This window comes from Rania fehmarnensis (assembly GCF_056494185.1).
This window is the reverse complement of record NZ_CM151398.1, coordinates 6,787,367-6,806,697: the sequence shown is the minus strand read 5'-3', so window position 1 is coordinate 6,806,697 and position 19,331 is coordinate 6,787,367. Positions and strand designations below refer to the sequence as shown.

At 54.9% G+C, this 19,331-nt stretch carries 14 protein-coding genes; 4 read left to right on the top strand and 10 right to left on the bottom strand.

Translation table 11 applies throughout. The features are described from left to right. Positions 1-78 precede the first annotated feature (78 nt). Positions 79-1,497: a DUF1501 domain-containing protein gene (locus SH573x_RS23145; RefSeq protein ID WP_479350218.1), complete on the top strand. Its 1,419-nt coding sequence runs from the start codon at positions 79-81 to the stop codon at positions 1,495-1,497. Positions 1,498-1,691: 194 nt separating this feature from the next. Here the strand turns inward: SH573x_RS23145 and asnB are convergent, their stop codons facing one another. From asnB to queF, 3 genes are read right to left on the bottom strand one after another with little or no spacing between them, the layout of a single operon-like run. After that, complete coding sequence (gene asnB, locus SH573x_RS23140; protein WP_479350216.1) at positions 1,692-3,602, bottom strand: asparagine synthase (glutamine-hydrolyzing); 1,911 nt, start codon at positions 3,600-3,602, stop codon at positions 1,692-1,694. A gap of 28 nt (positions 3,603-3,630) precedes the next feature. Beyond that, the gene (locus SH573x_RS23135; protein ID WP_479350214.1) at positions 3,631-4,644 is read right to left on the bottom strand and encodes a sugar phosphate isomerase/epimerase family protein; all 1,014 of its coding nucleotides are present in this window, start codon (positions 4,642-4,644) and stop codon (positions 3,631-3,633) included. Between the two features lies 1 nt (position 4,645). Further along, the gene (queF, locus tag SH573x_RS23130; RefSeq protein WP_479350212.1) at positions 4,646-5,008 is read right to left on the bottom strand and encodes a preQ(1) synthase; all 363 of its coding nucleotides are present in this window, start codon (positions 5,006-5,008) and stop codon (positions 4,646-4,648) included. Positions 5,009-5,057: 49 nt separating this feature from the next. Between queF and SH573x_RS23125 the strand changes: the two genes are divergently transcribed. After that, positions 5,058-5,795 (top strand): 7-carboxy-7-deazaguanine synthase QueE, encoded by a 738-nt coding sequence (locus SH573x_RS23125; RefSeq protein ID WP_479350210.1) that lies wholly within the window; start codon positions 5,058-5,060, stop codon positions 5,793-5,795. Positions 5,796-6,510: 715 nt separating this feature from the next. Here SH573x_RS23125 and SH573x_RS23120 read toward each other — a convergent pair. From SH573x_RS23120 to glmM, 3 genes are all read right to left on the bottom strand, one after another. Further along, positions 6,511-8,112, bottom strand: a complete 1,602-nt coding sequence (locus SH573x_RS23120) for a protein adenylyltransferase SelO (protein ID WP_479350208.1) — start codon at positions 8,110-8,112, stop codon at positions 6,511-6,513. Between the two features lie 21 nt (positions 8,113-8,133). Further along, on the bottom strand, positions 8,134-9,390 hold the full coding sequence (locus SH573x_RS23115; protein WP_479350207.1) for a TCR/Tet family MFS transporter: 1,257 nt from the start codon (positions 9,388-9,390) through the stop codon (positions 8,134-8,136). Positions 9,391-9,462: 72 nt separating this feature from the next. Beyond that, positions 9,463-10,806, bottom strand: coding sequence for a phosphoglucosamine mutase (gene glmM / locus SH573x_RS23110; RefSeq protein ID WP_479350206.1), 1,344 nt, complete (start codon positions 10,804-10,806; stop codon positions 9,463-9,465). Between the two features lie 239 nt (positions 10,807-11,045). Between glmM and SH573x_RS23105 the strand changes: the two genes are divergently transcribed. Then, positions 11,046-11,834 (top strand): SDR family NAD(P)-dependent oxidoreductase, encoded by a 789-nt coding sequence (locus tag SH573x_RS23105; protein ID WP_479350205.1) that lies wholly within the window; start codon positions 11,046-11,048, stop codon positions 11,832-11,834. Positions 11,835-11,918: 84 nt separating this feature from the next. Here SH573x_RS23105 and SH573x_RS23100 read toward each other — a convergent pair whose 3' ends face one another. From SH573x_RS23100 to SH573x_RS23090, 3 genes are all read right to left on the bottom strand, one after another. Further along, positions 11,919-12,305 (bottom strand): GxxExxY protein, encoded by a 387-nt coding sequence (locus SH573x_RS23100; protein ID WP_479350204.1) that lies wholly within the window; start codon positions 12,303-12,305, stop codon positions 11,919-11,921. Between the two features lie 865 nt (positions 12,306-13,170). Continuing rightward, entirely contained in the window at positions 13,171-14,529 is a 1,359-nt protein-coding gene (locus tag SH573x_RS23095; protein WP_479350203.1) for a sigma-54-dependent transcriptional regulator, read from the bottom strand. A gap of 20 nt (positions 14,530-14,549) precedes the next feature. Continuing rightward, the gene (locus SH573x_RS23090) at positions 14,550-16,439 is read right to left on the bottom strand and encodes a CocE/NonD family hydrolase (protein ID WP_479350202.1); all 1,890 of its coding nucleotides are present in this window, start codon (positions 16,437-16,439) and stop codon (positions 14,550-14,552) included. Between the two features lie 268 nt (positions 16,440-16,707). On the opposite strand from SH573x_RS23090, the gene SH573x_RS23085 reads away from it, so the two are divergent. Further along, positions 16,708-17,283: a PH domain-containing protein gene (locus SH573x_RS23085; RefSeq protein WP_479350201.1), complete on the top strand. Its 576-nt coding sequence runs from the start codon at positions 16,708-16,710 to the stop codon at positions 17,281-17,283. Positions 17,284-17,432: 149 nt separating this feature from the next. Here SH573x_RS23085 and SH573x_RS23080 read toward each other — a convergent pair whose 3' ends face one another. After that, positions 17,433-19,295: a CRTAC1 family protein gene (locus tag SH573x_RS23080; RefSeq protein ID WP_479350199.1), complete on the bottom strand. Its 1,863-nt coding sequence runs from the start codon at positions 19,293-19,295 to the stop codon at positions 17,433-17,435. Between the last annotated feature and the right edge of the window lie 36 nt (positions 19,296-19,331).

Here is a 19,331-nt window from a genome sequence, read left to right as displayed (position 1 = left end):
AGCCACCGCTGCCAAGCGGTGGCTACCCAGATCCACCGTCTGGTGACGGTGGCTACCAACTGCGACTAGGAAATTACCATGCTCCTCCGCCGACCGTTCCTGTCAAAAAGTTTGGGTGCTGTAGCGCTGGCCTCTCTGCTCAACTCGCGCACTGATGCGGGCGTGGACGGGATGGCCGATCCATTGCCGTCGGACGAGTCTCGGAGAGACTCGGCTACGTGTGCGAAAGCCAAACGTGTTATTTGGTTAACGATGGCTGGTGGACCATCGCAGTTTGAATTGTTTGATCCCAAACCCAAGCTGGCCGAACTGGATGGCCAGGCGATGCCGGAGAGTCTTACTCAAGGCCAACAACTGGCCCAGCTGCAAGGCCAAAAACTTGTCTGTCTGGGACCGCAGTTTAAGTTCGCCAAGTACGGCCAGCAGCAAACGGAGATCAGTGAGCTGCTGCCGCATATCGGTTCGATCGTCGACGATATTTGCCTGATCCGCTCGATGACGACCGAAGCCATCAACCATGATCCTGCTCATATGTTTATGAACACCGGTACACAGATCGCCGGTCGTCCTAGCATGGGCGCTTGGGTAACTTATGGACTTGGTAGTGAATCAGAAAACTTGCCAGGGTTCGTTGTCATGGTCTCAACCGGCAAGGGCCGCTCGCCGCAACCCATTGCAGCCCGACAATGGAGTAGCGGATTCTTGCCCAGCAAACATCAGGGAGTGCAGTTGCGTGGCCAAGGTGAAGCTGTTTTGTACTTGAGCAATCCACCGGGCATTTCGCGAGGGCAGCAACAGGCTGACATCGAATTAATCAATGTACTGAATACCCAACACGCTGCTGAAGTGAACGATCCAGAAATCGCCACCCGCATCGCGCAGTACGAGTTGGCCTTTAAGATGCAGGCCAGCGTGCCCGAGTTGATGGATGTGCGCGCTGAGGATCCACGCACGATCGAGTTATACGGTTGCCAACCAGGCGACGGTTCGTTTGCTTCCAACTGCTTACTAGCGCGACGTTTGGCTGAGCGCGGTACGCGGTTTATTCAGCTGTATCATCGCGATTGGGATCATCACAGTTTGCTTCGTGCAGAGTTGCCCTTGCGAGCTGCAGAAGTGGATCGGGCCTGCGCTGCCCTGATCACCGATTTGAAGCAGCGCAATATGTTCGACGATACGCTGGTGGTTTGGTCCGGCGAGTTCGGCCGCACGCCCATGTCGCAGTCGAACAAAGGTCCGGTCGGTCGCGACCATCACAATCAATCGATGTCCATGTGGCTAGCGGGCGCTGGCGTTCGCGGCGGTATGGTGTATGGAGCGACTGATGATCTGGGTTATCGCGCAGTCGAGAACGTATGCACCGTGCATGATTTGCATGCCACCATGTTGCACCTGCTGGGTATCGAACACAGCGCTTTCAGCGTAAAGTTCCAAGGACTCGACTGGCGACTAACCGGCGTCGAACCCGCTAAGGTGCTGGAGGAGATTTTAGATTGATGATTTTAGATTGATGAGTGATAGGACTTCATCGTTTAACCCGTAGCCGCCAGGCGAGGTGCACCCTCTAACCAACTTTGCTTCACACAGTTGTTGATCGCTACCCTTGTTGATCGCTACACTGGGTGCGCCTCGCCTGGCGGCTACGGGTTAAACGATGGAGTCCAACAACTCATATGCGTCGCTGGATTCACCTACGCCAGCCAGCGTCTCATCCAGCTTTCAAACATCAGCAGATTCCACAAGCGATAGCTGTGGTTGACGCGACCGCTGGTGTGTTGGTCGAACAGCTGCTGGATGTACTCGGGCCGGAAATAGGTGTGGCAACGAGCGTCGGTGCCGAGCAGTCTCGCATGTGTCAGCTCGCGAAGTTCGCGACGGAACCAGATTCCCAGTGGTACTCCAAACCCCATCTTGCGGCGATCCCATATCTGTCTGGGCAACAAGCGATCGTACGTATCTCGCAGCAGACGCTTGCCTTTGCCGAAGCGAAACTTCAATTTCGATGGCAGGCTGGCAGCAAATTCCACCAGGCGATAATCGAGAAACGGCTGTCGAACTTCCAGGCTATGTGCCATGGAGGCAATATCGACTTTGGTCATCAGATCGCAAGGCAGATAGGTCACCAGGTCGGAGAGCGACGCTTGTGAAACTAAATCGCGGCCGCGGGTTTCCGTCCATGCGCCTTCGAAGAATTCGAACGGATCTTCATTAGGCAATTGCTCGACAAACGCCGGTTGATACAACTCAGCTCGCATCTTCTCAGGGAAGATCTGCAACCAATTCATATACCGCCGCGCCATGGGTTGATTCAGGGCTGCGCCAAATCGTTGCAGTCGACGCACGAAGGAACGCTGGCGATTGGAGGTTGGCAGTTTTTGAATGAGTGGGCTGCCGAGCATCGATCGCAAGCCAAATGCATGCTCCATCCAGCGACTGAGCCACAACGCGCGATAGCGATCGTAGCCGGCAAACAGTTCATCGCCACCGTCACCGCTGAGAGCGACGGTCACATGCTGCCTGGTCATTTGGCACAAGTGCCAGGTGGGAATGGCTGAACTATCGCCAAACGGCTCGTCATAGTGATACGCCAATTGATCCAGAATGCTGACCGCATCAGGGGTAACTTTGAATTCGCGGTGTTCAGTCCGAGCCCAACTGGCAACCTGGCGCGCATAAGCGGTTTCATCAAAATCTGCTTCCGTAAATCCGATGCTGAAACTCTTCAGCGGTTGATCGAGTTGCTGCTGCGCCAAGGTAACGATCAGCGATGAATCGATTCCCCCCGACAAAAATGCGCCCAGCGGCACATCGCTGCGCAAACGCAAGCGAATCGAATCATCTAACAGTTCACTCAACTTGCAAGCAGCTTCCGCGCGGGAGATGTCATGTTCGTAGCGCCAATCGACGTGCCAGTACTTGCTGACCTTGATATGACCATCGCTGACGACCGCATAGTGACCCGGTGGCACTTTATGCACGTGCTGGTAGATGGTGTGTGGATGAGGAATGTATTGATAAGTCAGAAACTGATCGATGGCCCCGGCAGATATCTGGCGTTGGAACGAGGGGGCTAAAGCCAGAGACTTCAGTTCGCTGCCGAAGAGTACCTGTGAGCCGGTGGCTTGATAGTAAAGCGGCTTCTTGCCTAAGCGATCGCGACCTAAAACAAGTTGGCGTTTGTTTTGATCCCAGATCGCGATTGCAAACATGCCATTGAGAGCTTGGAAACAATCTGCCCCCATATCTTCGTACAGGTGCACAATCGTTTCGGTGTCGCTATCGGTAACAAAGCGATGGCCGGAGCCTTCCAAACGTCGCCGCAACTCGCGATAGTTATAGATCTCGCCGTTGAAGACGATGATCACGCTGCCATCTTCGTTGGTCATCGGCTGGTGGCCACCCGCCACATCGATGATGGCCAGCCGTCGGAAACCCAGGGCGACTCCGGGCGTAATACCCGTCACGTCGCGCTGTACCGCGTGAATGTAGGTCCCGCGATCATCTGGTCCGCGATGCGTCAGGGCATCGGTCATCGCATCGAACGTCGCCGGTGCAATTGCCGAGGTTTCATCGAACCAAACCGCACCAGTGATTCCGCACATACCTGGACTTTCTCAGTCGGATTAAGGCTTAGAATCCGCGACATCCTTTAATCGTATCAAAATCTCTGAGCTCATATCCGATGCCGACGTAGTCTAGCACGCGGCATAGTCCACGCATGGCCACACCGAAACCATCTGGTCCGCTGAAGCCGCCAAACTGGCCACCGCCTTTGACATGCGGTTCGAGATCAAAGATCACTCCCGGCGCGCCGCGCTTGCGCATGCGTTTGTCGATCTTAGGCAACTCGGTAGCCAAGTCGCGCAAGATCGCCTCGTGGCCCGTATCTCCACAATCGGCCGGTACAAAGTTCTTCAGCGACGCTTCGTCGACATGTTCCAATCGACCAGTCGGTGTAGGATGGCGATAGTCCTTGATGTGAATCCATCCCAGGCCTGGCTTCATCGCCAGGTACTCAGCATAGACTTCATCGGGCGTCATACCTTGGCACACCAGGTTCGCACCATCGAAGATGGTAACCAGCGCGGGATGTTTGGCTTTGCGATGTATTTCCGCTAACAGCTTGCCGGTCTGACCAACCAGGTTGGCTTCGACTTCTAGTCCGAAGGTTAGTCCATGCTTGTCGCATTCATCGGCAATCTTGCCCAGTTGATCGATCACCTGGCTGAGGTGATCTTCGGGGCGTGTACCGACGGGATGATAGAACGAGAAACCGCGAATCAGTTTGGTACCTAGTTCGTTAGCGACATGGCAAGCGTGTTTCACGTCTTTTGATAGATACTGCTTGAAGGGTACGAAACGATTGCCGGTGCCATCGTCGACGTCCATCAATTTCACCTTGCCGATGGGCGAGCCGATGGTGGCGACGCTCAGACCGTAGTCGGTCTGCATCTGCTTGACCTTCTTCAGTTCCGCGGGCGAGAGCAGCATCACATTCTTGATACCGTCGCCCACGTCGATGAAGCGAATCGAGTAGTACTTCAGTCCCAGTGCCGCGAAGGCCGCGAACTGCTGCACGGCCAATTTGTCATTGGCAGCTTCGTCACCAAAACCACTCAGGATTACGCAAGGTGTTTCGCTCATGCTACTGACTCTCTTGATCGTAAGATACCGTCACGATGCTCGTGATACCGCCGCGAGCTCCCCAATCACTTTCCAAAGTCACGTGACGCGGCTTCACAACGGCCACAAAATCGTCCAGAATGCGATTGGTCACGTTTTCGTAGAAGATACCTTCGTTACGAAAACGTTGCAGATAGAGTTTGAGACTCTTGAGTTCCACGCACAAGCGATCCGGCACGTAACGGAAAGTCAGCACGCCAAAATCGGGTTGGCCCGTCATGGGGCAGACCGAGGTAAATTCGGGGCAAGTGATCTCGATCGTATATTCGCGATTTGGATAAGAGTTCTCGAAGGTTTCGAGCGTTTCTTGGAACGGAGTGGTCACAGCTAATGTTTCCTGCTGGCTGAGAAAAACAATGGTTAACGTGGGCAGTATGAGAGCTGAAAGCCAAGAGCGAAAGGGGGGCACCGCCGACCCGACTCGCCTACGTATTGCGGAAATTTACGCTAGCCGTCAAGGTGAGGGCCAGTGGACTGGCGAGCCGAGCGTTTTCCTGCGCACCAGTGGCTGCAATCTACGCTGTTGGTTCTGCGATACACCGTTTGCCTCTTGGCATCCCGAAGGTGAATTGCTCTCGATTGATCAAATCCTCCAACGGACGCTCTCGTTTGCCGAAAACGATGTGGTCATTACCGGCGGCGAACCGCTGTTGTTCACCGGTATCGCTGAAGTTACCGCGCGACTGCAGGCGGCTGGACGACGAATCACGATCGAGACCGCTGGCACCATCGATCAAGAGTTCACGTGCGACCTGCTATCGATCAGTCCGAAACTAGCCAGCTCCGCACCGGATCAACAGCAACATCCCACGTGGTTTCAAAATCACCATGCGCGGCGCTATCAACCCGATTTTGTACGCCGATGGCTGACGCAGTATCATTGCCAACTAAAGTTTGTGGTGGGCAGTGCGCCGGATTGCCAGGAAGTGCTGGACTATTTGAAGCTGCTCGAACATGCCTCGCCCGCTCAAGTATGGATTATGCCCGAAGGCACCTCCGTTGAAACGCTCGACCAGCGAGCCACGTGGCTGCAACCTTGGTGCGCAGAACATGGATTCCACTTTTGCCAGCGACAACACATCTACTGGTACGGCAACCGCCGCGGCACGTAGTCACCTCTCCAAGGCTTCGCCTTGGGGAGGTCGAATCGAGGCTTTGCGAGATTCGGGAGGGGCCTGGGCAGTAAAGGTGGTTAGTACCGCAGGAGTCTTGCTTGGTGCAGTGCCCCCTCCCGCAGACGAAGGCTGAACGCCTCGTCTGCGACCTCCCCCGCTTCGCGGGAGAGGTGACAGTCACCTCTCCAAGGCTTCGCCTTGGGGAGGTCGAATCGAGCCTTAGCGAGATTCGGGAGGGGTCTTGGAAGTAAAGGTAGTTAGTACCGCAGGAGTCTTGCTTGGTGCAGTGCCCCCTCCCGCAGACGAAGGCTGAACGCCTCGTCTGCGACCTCCCCCGCTTCGCGGGAGAGGTGACAGTCACCTCTCCATGCGCAGCATGGGGAGGTCGAATCGAGGCTTTGCGAGATTCGGGAGGGGTCTTGGAAGTAAAGGTAGTTAGTACCGCGGGAGTCTTGCTTGGTGCAGTGCCCCCTCCCGCAGACGAAGGCTGAACGCCTCGTCTGTGACCTCCCCCGCTTCGCGGGAGAGGTAACAGTCACCTCTCCATGCGCAGCATGGGGAGGTCGAATCGAGGCTTTGCGAGATTCGGGAGGGGTCTGGGAAGTAAAGGTAGTTAGTACCGCGGGAGTCTTGCTTGGTGCAGTGCCCCCTCCCGCAGACGAAGGCTGAACGCCTCGTCTGCGACCTCGCCCGGCGAAGCTGGTGTTGCTGGCTACGAGCTGCATGAGAGCATCGAACAGCCCGCGCGGTTGCGAGCCCAATCGGGGCGACGAGCGGCGTAGTGTTCGTGCTCGGGCTGGTCGTCATACGGATGGCGAAGTACGTCCAGCAGTTCATGGATCAATGATGCATCACCAGCTTCGGCTTTGTCGATGGCCAGCTGAGCTAGATAGTTGCGCAGGACATATTTGGGATTCATTCGGCGCATCAGTTCAGATCGCTGCGCGCGATCAAAGCCGTTTGACTCCAAGCGCTGAACATAGCGGCGCATCCAGGCCGCCAGCGGTTCGATCGCCTGGTCGGTCAATTGATCAGGTACATAGAACGCCTGGGCGATCGGCTCTACCAATTGACGGTTGTCGGCGCCAGTCAGATGAACATCGACATTCTCAAGCTGCCGAAAGAAGATCGTCATGTCGGTTTCGACGCTCATCAAAGCTTTGAACAAATCATCGATCAGCGGGCGGTCGCTGTCGATGTCGTAGTGCGACAAGCCCAACTTTTGCGATACCATCTTGGGCCATAAGCGATTGTAGTCTTCGGCGTAATCATCGATGGCCGATTGCAGCGGCTGGGGATCTGGAAAGATCGCAGCTAATGTGTTGGCCAGTTGCACCAGGTTCCACATGGCGATGTGTGGCTGCTGGGCAAAACAATAGCGACGTCCCATCGCGTCGGTTGTGTTCGGCGTCCACGATGGCTCATAGTTCTCCAGCCATCCATAAGGTCCGTAGTCGATCGTCAAACCGAGGATCGACATATTGTCGGTATTCATCACGCCATGAACAAAGCCCACACGCATCCAGTGGACGATCATTTCGGCCGTGCGTCGTGAGACTTCTGCAAACCACTTGGCCATAACGTCCATCGACGCATGCTCTTCATCCTGTGCGTTCCACAACTCTGGAAAGTCGTGACGGATGGTAAAGTCGACCAGGCGTCGGAGGTTTTCGACATCGCCGCGCGACGCAAAGATTTGAAAGTTGCCAAACCTCGTGAACGATGGTGCCACGCGACAGACCACCGCGCCGGGTTCTGCTTCGGGATGGCCATCGTAGAACATGTCCCGCACAACTTGTTCGCCGGTCGACACCAGGCACAGAGCTCGCGTGGTGGGTACACCGAGGTGATGCATGGCTTCGCTGCACAGAAACTCACGGACCGACGATCGCAATACGGCCAGTCCGTCAGCAGTGCGTGAGTACGGCGTGGGACCAGCTCCCTTCAGCTGCAGCGTCCAATACTGGCCCCGCGAGTTGCGGACTTCGCCCAAGTTGATGGCGCGGCCATCGCCCAGCTGACCTGCCCAATTGCCAAACTGATGCCCACCATAACACATCGCAAACGGATCCATGCCGGGGGCCAAGCGATTGCCCCCAAAGACCTCGGCGAACTCTGGCGTCTCGTAGGGATCAAAATCGATATCGATCAATTCTCCAACTTCGCGGGCATAGGCGAGCAGCTTGGGTGCTGCCACTGGCGTGGGCATCACGCGCGAATAGGCTGCACCCACTACCGGTCTGCGGAAGTTTTTCGCTTCTGGATCTGCAGGCAGTTCACGAACAAAGCGATTATCGAAGCTGAGGTTGAACACTTTTGATCTTTGAATTCAAAGCTATACAGCGGGTTCGTCTGGCTTCTCTATCGTAGGCGCAACCGGTTTACTGGCAAACACTACGGGCACGATGAACAGAGCTAGCAAGTGCAGGAAGCAGGCCAAGAAGAAAGGGGCGCCGATCAAGATGGTCCCATGCGTTTTGCTCAGTTCTACCGCGCCGTCAAAAACATTGGTGAAAATGCCTGGACCAATCATGCCCGCGATACCCATCAGCGAACTATTCACACCCTGCAGTTGCCCTTGCTGATCCACTCCGACGCGCTTGGTCATCATGCTCTGAATGGCAGGTGAAAAGAAACCCACTAAGGCAAATACGGGAATGCCACACCAAAACCAACTCTCGCTGGGTGCCATTCCATAGATCGCATAACCCGCTGCGCCGAAGACCAATCCCAGAACTAGCATTGTGCGATCGCTTAGTAGTGCCGACGCGCGGCGCACCAGCATGGCTTGCACGATGATACTGGCGATCCCCACGCTCATCAGCGTCAAACCAACTTTGCTTTCCGTCCAAGAATATCGGTAGGTCGAATAAAATACGAAGACACTCTGCAGTACCTGGTGGGCCAGTTGATATAGCAGAATGATCGCAGCCAGGCTAAGCAGCCCGGTATGCGCCCGCAACATGCGTAGCGAGCCCAGCGGATTGGCACGAGCCCATGAGAACGGTCTACGATTCTCCGGCTTGAGCGACTCGGGCAAAACAAAAAAGCCATAACAGGCATTCAGCAGTGTCAAGCAAGCGGCTAACCAAAATGGCCAACGCAGATCGATACTGCCTAGCCACCCACCGACGGCCGGTCCCAGCACGAATCCCAATCCCCAAGCCGCTCCAAAGAGTGCGAAACTGGCTGCGCGTTTCTCTGGCGGCGTCACGTCGGCAATATATGCTGCGGCTGTTGAAAAACTGGCGGCAGTAATGCCCGATATCACGCGGCCAATAAACAACCATGCTAAGTTGGGGGCCATGGCCATCAGGATGTAATCCAGTCCCAGACCAAAACATGACAGCAGTAGTACTGGTCGTCTACCAAAGCGATCGCTGAGCGCACCCAAGATCGGCGCAAAGAAAAACTGCATCGCAGCCCAGGCGGTCGCGAACCAGCCATAGTAGGGCGCCGCAGCTTGCTCATCGCCGGGAATAAAGCTGTCCACCAGGCTGGGTAGAACTGGGATAATCACACCCAACGACAGCACGTCCAACACGACCGTGATGAAGATAAAGGCTATCGCGGCACGTTTGGGTGAAGTCACGCTGGGTATTTGCAGTGAGAGTTTGGTCGGAGGGCGGGTTGGGAGCTGCCATGCAGCTCCTTAGTGGTGAGACTACAATTCAAGCGACAGTTGCCGCGCTTGTGCGCACAACTCTTGAGCTTGTGCAACAGAGGGGGCTTCCGCAATTAAACGCACAATCGGTTCGGTGTTGCTGCCTCGAACCAACAACCAGCGGTCATCCCAGTCTAATCGCAAGCCATCCAAGCGATTCTCGCTGTGAGCTGCCATGCGGCTGCTTAGTTTATCCAATAACAGCGGCAACTTGGAAGCAGGCAGGTTAATCTTATCCTTAACCATCGCCAAGGGCGGCAGGGAAGCAACCAGCTGACTTACAGTCGTGCGCTCGCGGGCCATTAACTCCAGAATTAATGCCATGCCTACGAAGCTATCACGCACATATCCCACGCGTGGATCGATGGGCCCGCCATTACCTTCACCTCCGAATACAGCCCGGCGCGACAGCATCTCGTCGACCACGTTGGCTTCACCCACTGCCGATTGGTGATACGGCAAGTTGAAGCGTCCAGCCAGGTGTTTCGACAAACTGCTCGTGGCACAATTGGTGACCACCGGCCCGCTGAGCTTGGGCAATACGTTCATCAAACACAAGGCTAAGGTCAATTCTTCGCCGATATACTGACCGTGCTCGTCGATAATAGCTAGCCGATCCGCGTCGGGATCTTGGCAAAAGGTGACATCGGCTTTGGCACGCACGGCTGCCTGGCCGACATCTTGTAAGTTCTCAGCCAATGGCTCGGCCCCATGTTCGAACTGGCCATCGGGTACATCACCCAGAGCGGTTACCTGGCAGCCCAGTTGATGCAGCAAGCGAAGTCCTAGCAAACTGCCCGCCCCGTGATTGGAGTCGAGCACGACTCGAAATGCGCGATTGCGAATCAAGTCGGCATCAATGGTGGCCAGCACGGCATCGAGATGGTGTTTGTGAGGATCGTCCACCGACACTTGCTTGCCCAAATGATCGATGCCTTGCCAGCGATTGCGGCCCTCGTGGTAACCGGTCAGCACACGTTCGCCCGACGACTTGCTGAGCACTCGGCCGCTACCACCGAATAGCTTCAACCCGTTATACTGTCGCGGATTATGGCTAGCCGAGATCTGGATGCCAGCGATGGCTCCGTATTGGCGAACGGCGATACCGACAGTGGGCGTCGAGGCGACACCCAGATCGATCACCGTCATTCCATGGCCCTGCAGCGTACTGGAGATAGCTTGCAACAGCATCTCACCACTACTACGACCATCTCGCGACACCACAACTTCACCAGATCCTAAATTGGCGGCCAAGGCGGCCACGTACCGCATAGCGACCAGCGGCGTCAACTGGTCGCCTACAATACCGCGCAATCCACTAACACTAATAATTGGTTCCGACACGTCGGGCCTGCTGAATCAATTTTTGTTTGTTCCGGAGGGGTAGATTGGCGAACGTTCCAATCTCGGAATGGGAAATTGTAGCCGCGCAACCCCAGAGTTAAAGTGCCCCGCTCGTCCGCAGAGGGGCTTCCCTGTGCCTTAAATGGGGTTTATTCGCCAAGCTACTCAGTCGTCACGGCCAGCGCATTGTTACCCAATTGATCGCCCAAACTACCCATTACCAAGGATGAGAACCAAGTATGCCTGCAAGTCGTCCCATTGGCTCTGTTTCATTTGATAATAAAGGTCGCGTTGTCTTGGTTACAGGTGGCGCCGGCGGCATCGGCCTGGCCATTTGCCAGGCATTCGCTAGCAGCGGCGCGACGGTGGTGGCCGCCGATGTGGTCGAAACGAGTGAATCACTTCCGGCAAGCGTTATTCTCCGGCGCACCGACACGGGAGTTGAATCTGATTGCCAGGCAGTGGTGCAATGGACAGTTGAACAATTTGGTGCACTGGACGTACTAGTCAACAACGCCGCGATCCAGCCGCCCACTTCGTATACGCCCGTTGATCAACTCGATTCGACCCTTGCGCAGCGGATGGTCGATATCAACTTCATGGGCTACACCAACATGGCCAAATATGCACTGCGGGTGATGAAGCAACAAGGCTCGGGAGTTGTGATCAACATCGCCAGTGGTCAAGGGGATCGAACCACGCGCGGCGTACCCATTTACGGACCGATCAAGGCGGCCAATATGCTCCAAGCCATGCAGTGGGCCGTCGAATATGCGCGTCAAGGCATTCGCGTGATGTCGGTTTCACCCGGCGCGATCGAGACAGCTTTGGTAAAGGCCACGCTGGCCGAACAAGGCGGTGCAGCTCAGCTCGCCAACCGTCATCCACTGGGTCGCATCGGCCAACCCGAAGAAATCGCAGCCGCAGTCTTGTGGCTATCCAGCCCAGGTGCCTCGTTCATAACCGGAACCGACGTAGTAGTCGACGGAGGCCTGAGCGCATTTGGAGCGTTTGCTGAACCCTATTAGCTCTATCGGACTGGACGTCTCTCTGCGTTAAAAATGTATTTAAAACGCAGAGGCCGCAGAGCGCGCAGAGAAAACGTAGAGTCTCTAGGATTCGCGAAAGTTATTTACGATGCGGTGAAGGCCGTCTTTCAATACGAGTTCGTGAAAGTTCATGAGCAGTCCGACATTCAGTCTAAGGAGTCGAAGATGAGAAAGGACTTGTGCTTTGTCGATCCGATGGAGCTCTGATTTTGCCTTGGCTTCCACGACCACGAGAGAGTTGACCAGCAAGTCGGCGCGATATCCACATTCCAGATGGACACTATCGTATATGACGGGAACAGGGAATTCTTCGAGTACGTCGAAGCCGCGTTTTCTCAATTCATACGCCAAGCATTTTCGGTATGCAGACTCAAGTAATCCTGGGCCAAGACGACGGTGAACCTCGATACTCGCTCCGATTATCCCAGAAGTTAGTTCTGTCATGCGCATAGTTTTAATCTCCCGAAATTAAATCACTTTCTGAAACTTCCCGACTTTTCTTCTCTGCGATTCTCAGCGTCTCAGCGTTTTAAAAATGCATTTAAAACGCAGAGTGCGTAGAGCCCGCAGAGGAAACGCCGAGGGCCGCAGCTTCCAACTACTACTTGTTATAGGAGGCCTTTCAAGGCCTGAACCGAATTTTCTTCTCTGCGATTCTCGGTGTCTTTGCGTTTCAAAAATGCATTTTAAAACGCAGAGTGCGCAGAGCCCGCGGAGGAAACGCCGAGGGCCGCAGCTTCCAACTGCTACTTGTTATAGGAGGCCTTTCAAGGCCTGACCGACTTTTCTTCTCTGCGATTCTCGGTGTCTTTGCGTTTCAAAAATGCATTTTAAAACGCAGAGTGCGCAGAGCCCGCAGAGGAAACGCCGAGGGCCGCAGCTTCCAACTACTACTTGTTATAGGAGGCCTTTCAAGGCCTGAACCGAATTTTCTTCTCAGCGATTCTCAGCGTCTCAGCGTTTCAAAAATGCATTTAAAACGCAGAGTGCGCAGAGCCCGCAGAGGAAACGCCGAGGGCCGGAGCTTCCAGCTACTACTTGTTATAGGAGGCCTTTCAAGGCCTGAACCGAATTTTCTTCTCAGCGATTCTCAGCGTCTCAGCGTTTCAAAAATGCATTTTAAAACGCAGAGTGCGCAGAGCCCGCAGAAGAAACGTCGAGGGCCGCAGCTTCCAACTACTACTTGTTATAGGAGGCCTTTCAAGGCCTGAACCGACTTTTCTTCTCTGCGATTCTCGGTGTCTTTGCGTTTCAAAAATGCATTTAAAACGCAAAGCAGTTGGGGGCAGTTGCTCGACCAGTGAGCAGCGATCTCTTAAGTTCGCTCACGGTTTAACTTGCGACTTAGGGTTTTGCGGTCGACGCCTAAGATGCGGGCGGCTTGGGTTTGATTGCTGTCGGTGGCTTTGAGCACATGTTGAATGTAGCGTCGCTCAATCTCTTCCAGGGGTGCCAACTCGGTGGGATCGTCACCGGCGAGCATTGTCTGGGCTGATTTAAACTCTTGAATCTTGCTCGGTAGATCGCTAACCAGAATCTTGTCGGAGCGCGTGAGCGCAACCGCGCGCTCGATGACATTGCGCAGCTCGCGGACATTGCCGGGCCAACTATAACTGAGCAGCCGCTCGGCGGTGGCCGAGTCGAGCCCACCGACCGGCTTCTGCATGCGCTGAGCAAACTGGATGACGTAGTGCTGTGCGATCAGCAGAATATCCGAGCCGCGCTGCTTAAGAGGCGGCAGTTCGATCTGAATGACGTTGATGCGATAAAACAGATCTTCGCGAAACGTATGTTCTTCGACCGCGGACTCCAAGTCGCGATTGGTGGCGGATATTAAACGCACATCGATAGGGATCTCGCGATCGCTACCGACCGGCCGAACCGAACGCTGTTCCAACACCCGCAGTAGTTTCACTTGCATGCTCAGAGGCAGCTCGCCGATTTCATCCAAAAACAAGGTGCCGCCGTGGGCTTCGACAAATAGTCCTTTGCGCTCGCCGCGCGCATCGGTGAATGCACCTTTGGTGTGACCAAATAGTTCACTTTCCAAGAGTGCTTCCGGCAGCGCCGCGCAGTTGACAGCCACCAGCTGCGCAGAGGCTCGACGACTGCGACGATGAATACTGCGAGCCACCAATTCTTTACCGGTTCCACTTTGGCCAGTAATGAGCACCGAAGTATCGGTCTCTGCCAACTGTGCCAGTTGAGCATAGATCTCTTGCATGGCGGGACTATCGCCAAGCAATTCACCGAAGTGGCGATTGTGATCGACCGTCTCGCTCAGTCGGCGCACAGTCTCTTGCAACCGATGGTGTTTGATCGCGCGATCGATGGCCGCGGCCAGCAAATCAGACTCAATGGGCTTAGTCAGAAAATCGTAGGCTCCGCTGCGCAAAGCTGCTACCGCTGTATCCATACTGCCAAAGGCCGTCATGACAATCACCGGCAACTGCGGATGCAGTTTGCTCAGTTGAGCACACAACTCAATCCCGCCGGTACCTGGCATGCGTACATCGGTAATCAAACAGTCGACTGGGTGAGTCTTGATGTACTCGATCGCCGGTGCTGCGGCAGTAAATGCCGTGGAGTTATAACCCCGCAATCGCAGATCGGTAACCAGCAGCTCACCCATCGACTTTTCATCATCGACGATAACGACATTTCCAAGCGTCATATAGTTCAGACTAAGCGAATCTATTGAGGGAGTACTGGCAGCGACACATGGCTAGGCAAGTCACGTGAGTACAGTAGTTTGTGTGTAGCCGTAATAAAGTCTTCTTCTTTGGCCATGAAGATATTGGGTACAAACTTTTGCGGATTGCGATCGATAAACGGGAACCACGTACTTTGGACTTGGATCATCACGCGATGGCCTGGTCTGAAGGTATGCATGATGTCGCTCAAGCTAAAGCGAATGCGCGTAGGTTCACCGGGCTTCATGGCCACAGGTTTATCAAAGCTCTCGCGGAAGCGTCCGCGCAGGACTCCCGCCCGCACAAGCTCTTGTCGGCCACTCAAGATTGGCTCACCTGGCCCCTCGTTGTACTTCGAACCATCGATGGGTTCGCCTGGGAACTCGTCGATCAGTTTGACGATCCAATCTGCATCGCTGCCGGTGCTGGCCACCCACATGTCGACTTCGACTGCGCCAGCGATCGTTTGATGTTCGGTTAATACTTGGCCGCGGTAGACTAGCACATCGGGGCGCCAGGCGGCAAACCGCTGATCTTCGGTCACGTACTCGCGAGCCCAACGCGTGGTGATCTCTTGCGTGTAGGGTACAGGTTTGCTGGGATCGCTGATGAAGGCATCTTCACCGGCTTGGGCCACCGGTTCAGTGGCCAAGGTGCCTTTGCCGCTGAAGAAGAACTTGGTTGGTGCGCTAGCCTTGGGCGGCCATTGATCGAACTGTCGCCAGCGGTTGGCACCGGTTTCGAAGACCGTAGCCTCCGCCAGGCCCAGTGAGCCTTTTTGTTTCAAGTGATATTCAAAGAATGGAAACTGAACCTGGTCGCGAAACCATTGTCCGGTCGGGAAACCAAAGTCGGCGGTGCCCAGTTTGCGGGCTTCATCGCGCGACCAGGCGCCGTGATACCACGGTCCCATGATCAGACGATTTTCCGTATTGGGATTCTGAGCTTCGATCGCTGCATAGGTTGCTAAGGGGCCATACAAGTCTTCCGTGTCGTACCAACCACCAACGGTCAGCACGGCACAACCCACTTTCTTCAAGTGCGGCAAGATGTTGCGTGATTGCCAGAAGTTATCGTAGTTGGGATGGGATTCAATATCGTTCCAGAAACTGACCTCATCGTGAAAGTACTGGCGATCAATGTTGCTCAAGGGACCGAGATCGAGATAAAACTGGTAGCCATCGCGGGTCTTCAGTTCAGGTCCCTTAGCCGACACGGGAGTCGGTTCCGGCCGCGGTTGGCCAAATCCACCAAAGAATCCAAAGCCCATCGGCAGCACAAAGGCGCCATTGCGATGGAAGTCATCAAAGAACCAGTCGGCGATCGGTGCTTGCGGCGAGGCAGCCACCAGAGCCGGATGGGAATCGATCGTGCCAGCGGAGGTGTAGAAACCGGGGTACGAAATACCATACATGCCCACGCGGCTATTGTTGCGTGGCACGTTCTTGACCAGCCAGTCAATCGTGTCATAGGTATCGCTGCTCTCATCGATCTCCTTACCTTGTTTGGCCGGGATATGGGGGCGCATGTTCACGAATTCCCCTTCGCTCATATAGCGCCCGCGCACATCCTGAAACGCGAAGATATAGCCACTCTTTTCGAACTCGGGGCTCGGTCCGATGGCTGCTTTGTACTTGCTAGCTCCGTAGGGAGCCACGCTGTAGGGTGTGCGATTCAGTAAAATGGGGTACGTCTTAGTGGCATCCAGATCGTTGGGAATATAGATCGAAGTGAACAGATGTTTGCCATCACGCATGGGGATGCGAGCTTCGAGCTTGGTGTAATGAGCTCGCACATAGTCGCTGCGTTCGTCTGCCTGCAGAGAAGGGCCAATTGAAAAGCTGACCCAACAGGCCAGGGAAAGTAAGAGGGCTTTTTGAAGATCTCGCATGTTCGTCTCTCGAAGGTGAATCATCGGCATTGCACGTGGACCATTTTAAACCACTGTACACCCATTCACACCCGCAAATCGCGCCTAATTGGACTGGGGAATCAGCCAATGAAACCCGTAGCGGAAGCCGTCAAGGCTTTCGAGATCGTGGCGCGAAGTCGGACGCGAATCGCTGGGCACGTTCCGTTACGCGTGCACGACGCACATTAACTTCGCTATACTTTTTAACCACAGCAATTGAACAACCTTTTTGACGGAGAAACCATAAATGTCCAATGACCCCACTTCGGGCGGAAATCCCAAGGACCAGTTTCTCGAGGCGGCCGGCCAACGCGCGGCGGCTTCGGCACCTTCTTCGGCTGAACGCAGCTTGTGGAAAGGTGGATACTCGGCCAAAGCCATGTATGGAACGTGGCTGATTTCGGCTATTGTGACGGTCGCGGCGCTGGTGGCTCTGTCAATGTTTGGCAATCAACATCCCGCTCTTTGGCCGGCGGGCGGAGCCGCAATTATCTTGTGGTGGTGTTTTGCGATTGGCACTTATGTCTACCGCCGGATGTCGGTGCACTATGAGCTGACCAGCCAGCGATTTATCCATCAACGTGGCATCCTCGTACGACGTACCGATCGCATTGAAGTGATCGACATCGACGATGTGAGCTTTGTCCAAGGGCTCGTGCAACGCATGCTGGGCGTCGGTACGATCACCGTCACCAGCAGCGATCGCAGCGATCCGATGCTGAAGCTGTCGGGGATCGACCAGGTGGCAGTCGTCAGCAACATGATCGATGATGTCCGCCGCGACGAACGCCGCAAACGTAGCCTGCATATCGAATCGATTTAGAGCAGTAAACCGTAGAGCAGCTGTCCTCAGCTGCTCAGCACCCTCTAACCAAATCATCTACCGACTTTCGCCCTCCCGGGCGCGAGGTCGGTAGGCGCATGGGTTAGAGGGTGCTGAGCGGCTGGGGACAGCCGCTCTACAGAATCGCTTTACTGTTGTTCGATTACATGTAGCTGGTCGAGGGCCAGGTTCTCGACAAGTTGTTTCTTGCCGCCGGGCCACTCGATTTCAATGCTGACGGGTTTGTCAGCTGTGCCCAAGCCGAAGGTCACTGGCAGCTCACATTGGCTCAAGTAGCTGCGAGTGGCGGTCACGCAGCGCGTTTGTTTCACACCATTGGCGGTCAGTCGTACTTGAGCTCCAATGGCATCGCGGTTGCATTCATTGCCTTTCAGCTTGACTCGCAACCAGTGATGACCAAGTTGTTGATTATTGCGCAAGACCTTTGGCAAACCGCCGTTAGAGACTAGCACGATATCCAGATCGCCATCGCCATCCAGGTCACCGTAAGCGGCGCCGCGACCCACGATTGGTTGCGATGCAGCTTTGCCTAGTTGTTCTTCTTCCCAACGCACCAGTTCACTGCCGCCTTGCGAGCCGGCGTTCCAGAAGTAGAGCGGCGACTGTTCGTAGTGTTGATTGGGCTGGACTTTGGCAATCTCTTGTTCCAAGTGACCGTTGGCGCATACAACGTCCATGCGACCATCCAAATCCAAATCAGCAAAGAACATGCCGAAGGTCAGACTTAACCGAGTCACGGGGCCAAGGCCGCTGGGCATGGCTTCATCCAGGAATGGCTCACCTTTATTGGATACATACAGCGAACATGGTTCGTTGGCAAAGTTGCCGATGGCCACGCCTAACACATCACCATTGCGGAAACAAGCGGAATCGATACCCATCGCCCCTGTGGCTTCACCGTTGCGATCAAAGGCGATACCTTGAGGAATACCTTCTTCCTTAAACGTGCCATTCTGTTGATTGACGAACAAGTACTTGCGAACTGTATCATTGGCGACAATCAAGTCCAGCCAACCATCTTGATTGACATCGGTGGCCGTCACCCCTAGGGCTTTGCCTTCTGGCACTGGCGTGTTGGGGTTATTGATTTGGAATCCGGCTACCTGCGAGACATCCGTGAATTTGCCTTCACCATCGTTGTGGAACAGGTACGAGTGCATGCCGGTAAAATTCGTGGGCTGGCCATATGCTCGACCTACCCCGGTCAATGAAAAACCGAGCGTCAAATCCAGCTCGCGATTCCACAACACGTAATTGCCAATATACAGGTCCAAACGCGAATCGTTGTCGTAATCAAACCACACTGCGCACGTAGTCCAGTCCTGCGGCTTGCCAGCCAGGCCGGCATCTGCTGTGACATCGGTGAACTTGCCGTTCTGATTTCGGAACAAGCGGTTGCCTCCCACACCCGTTACCAGCAAATCCACCCACCCATCGTTGTCGTAGTCACCAACCGTACCGCCCATGGCTTGCATGCGAATTTGGAGTCCAACCTCCTCCGTGACATTGGTGAACTTGGCCGAACCGTCATTAGCATACAGGCAAAGCGATCGTGGATTACCAAAGACAGATCGCGCCCAACTCCACGATTCGCCGCCGACAAACAGAATGTCCTGATCGCCATCGTTATCAAAGTCGAAGATCGACACGCCACCCCCCATGGTCTCCGGTAACAGTTTCTCGCCTTCCATCGCATTGAAATGTTTCCAATCGATGCCGGAACTGGCAGTGATATCTTCCAGCGGCAAGTTGGGTTTGGCGACCGTAGGTGCTTTGCGTTTGATTGGCAGCACGAGTTCGGTTTCCTTGACCTCAACCGGCTTGCGACCCCACCAGGCGACGGCGGCGATGCCTAGCACCAGGCAACCAAAGGCGGCCGCAAGTCCCAACGAGATGCGCAGCGCGCGTCCGATGATGGCGTCGTCCTGCACATCTTCGCGATCGAGATTCTCGTCGAATTGTGGTGTCTTGGATTTAGTAGATTTCGACATTGATGGACAGCCTTTATGGAATTGAATGAAGATCGC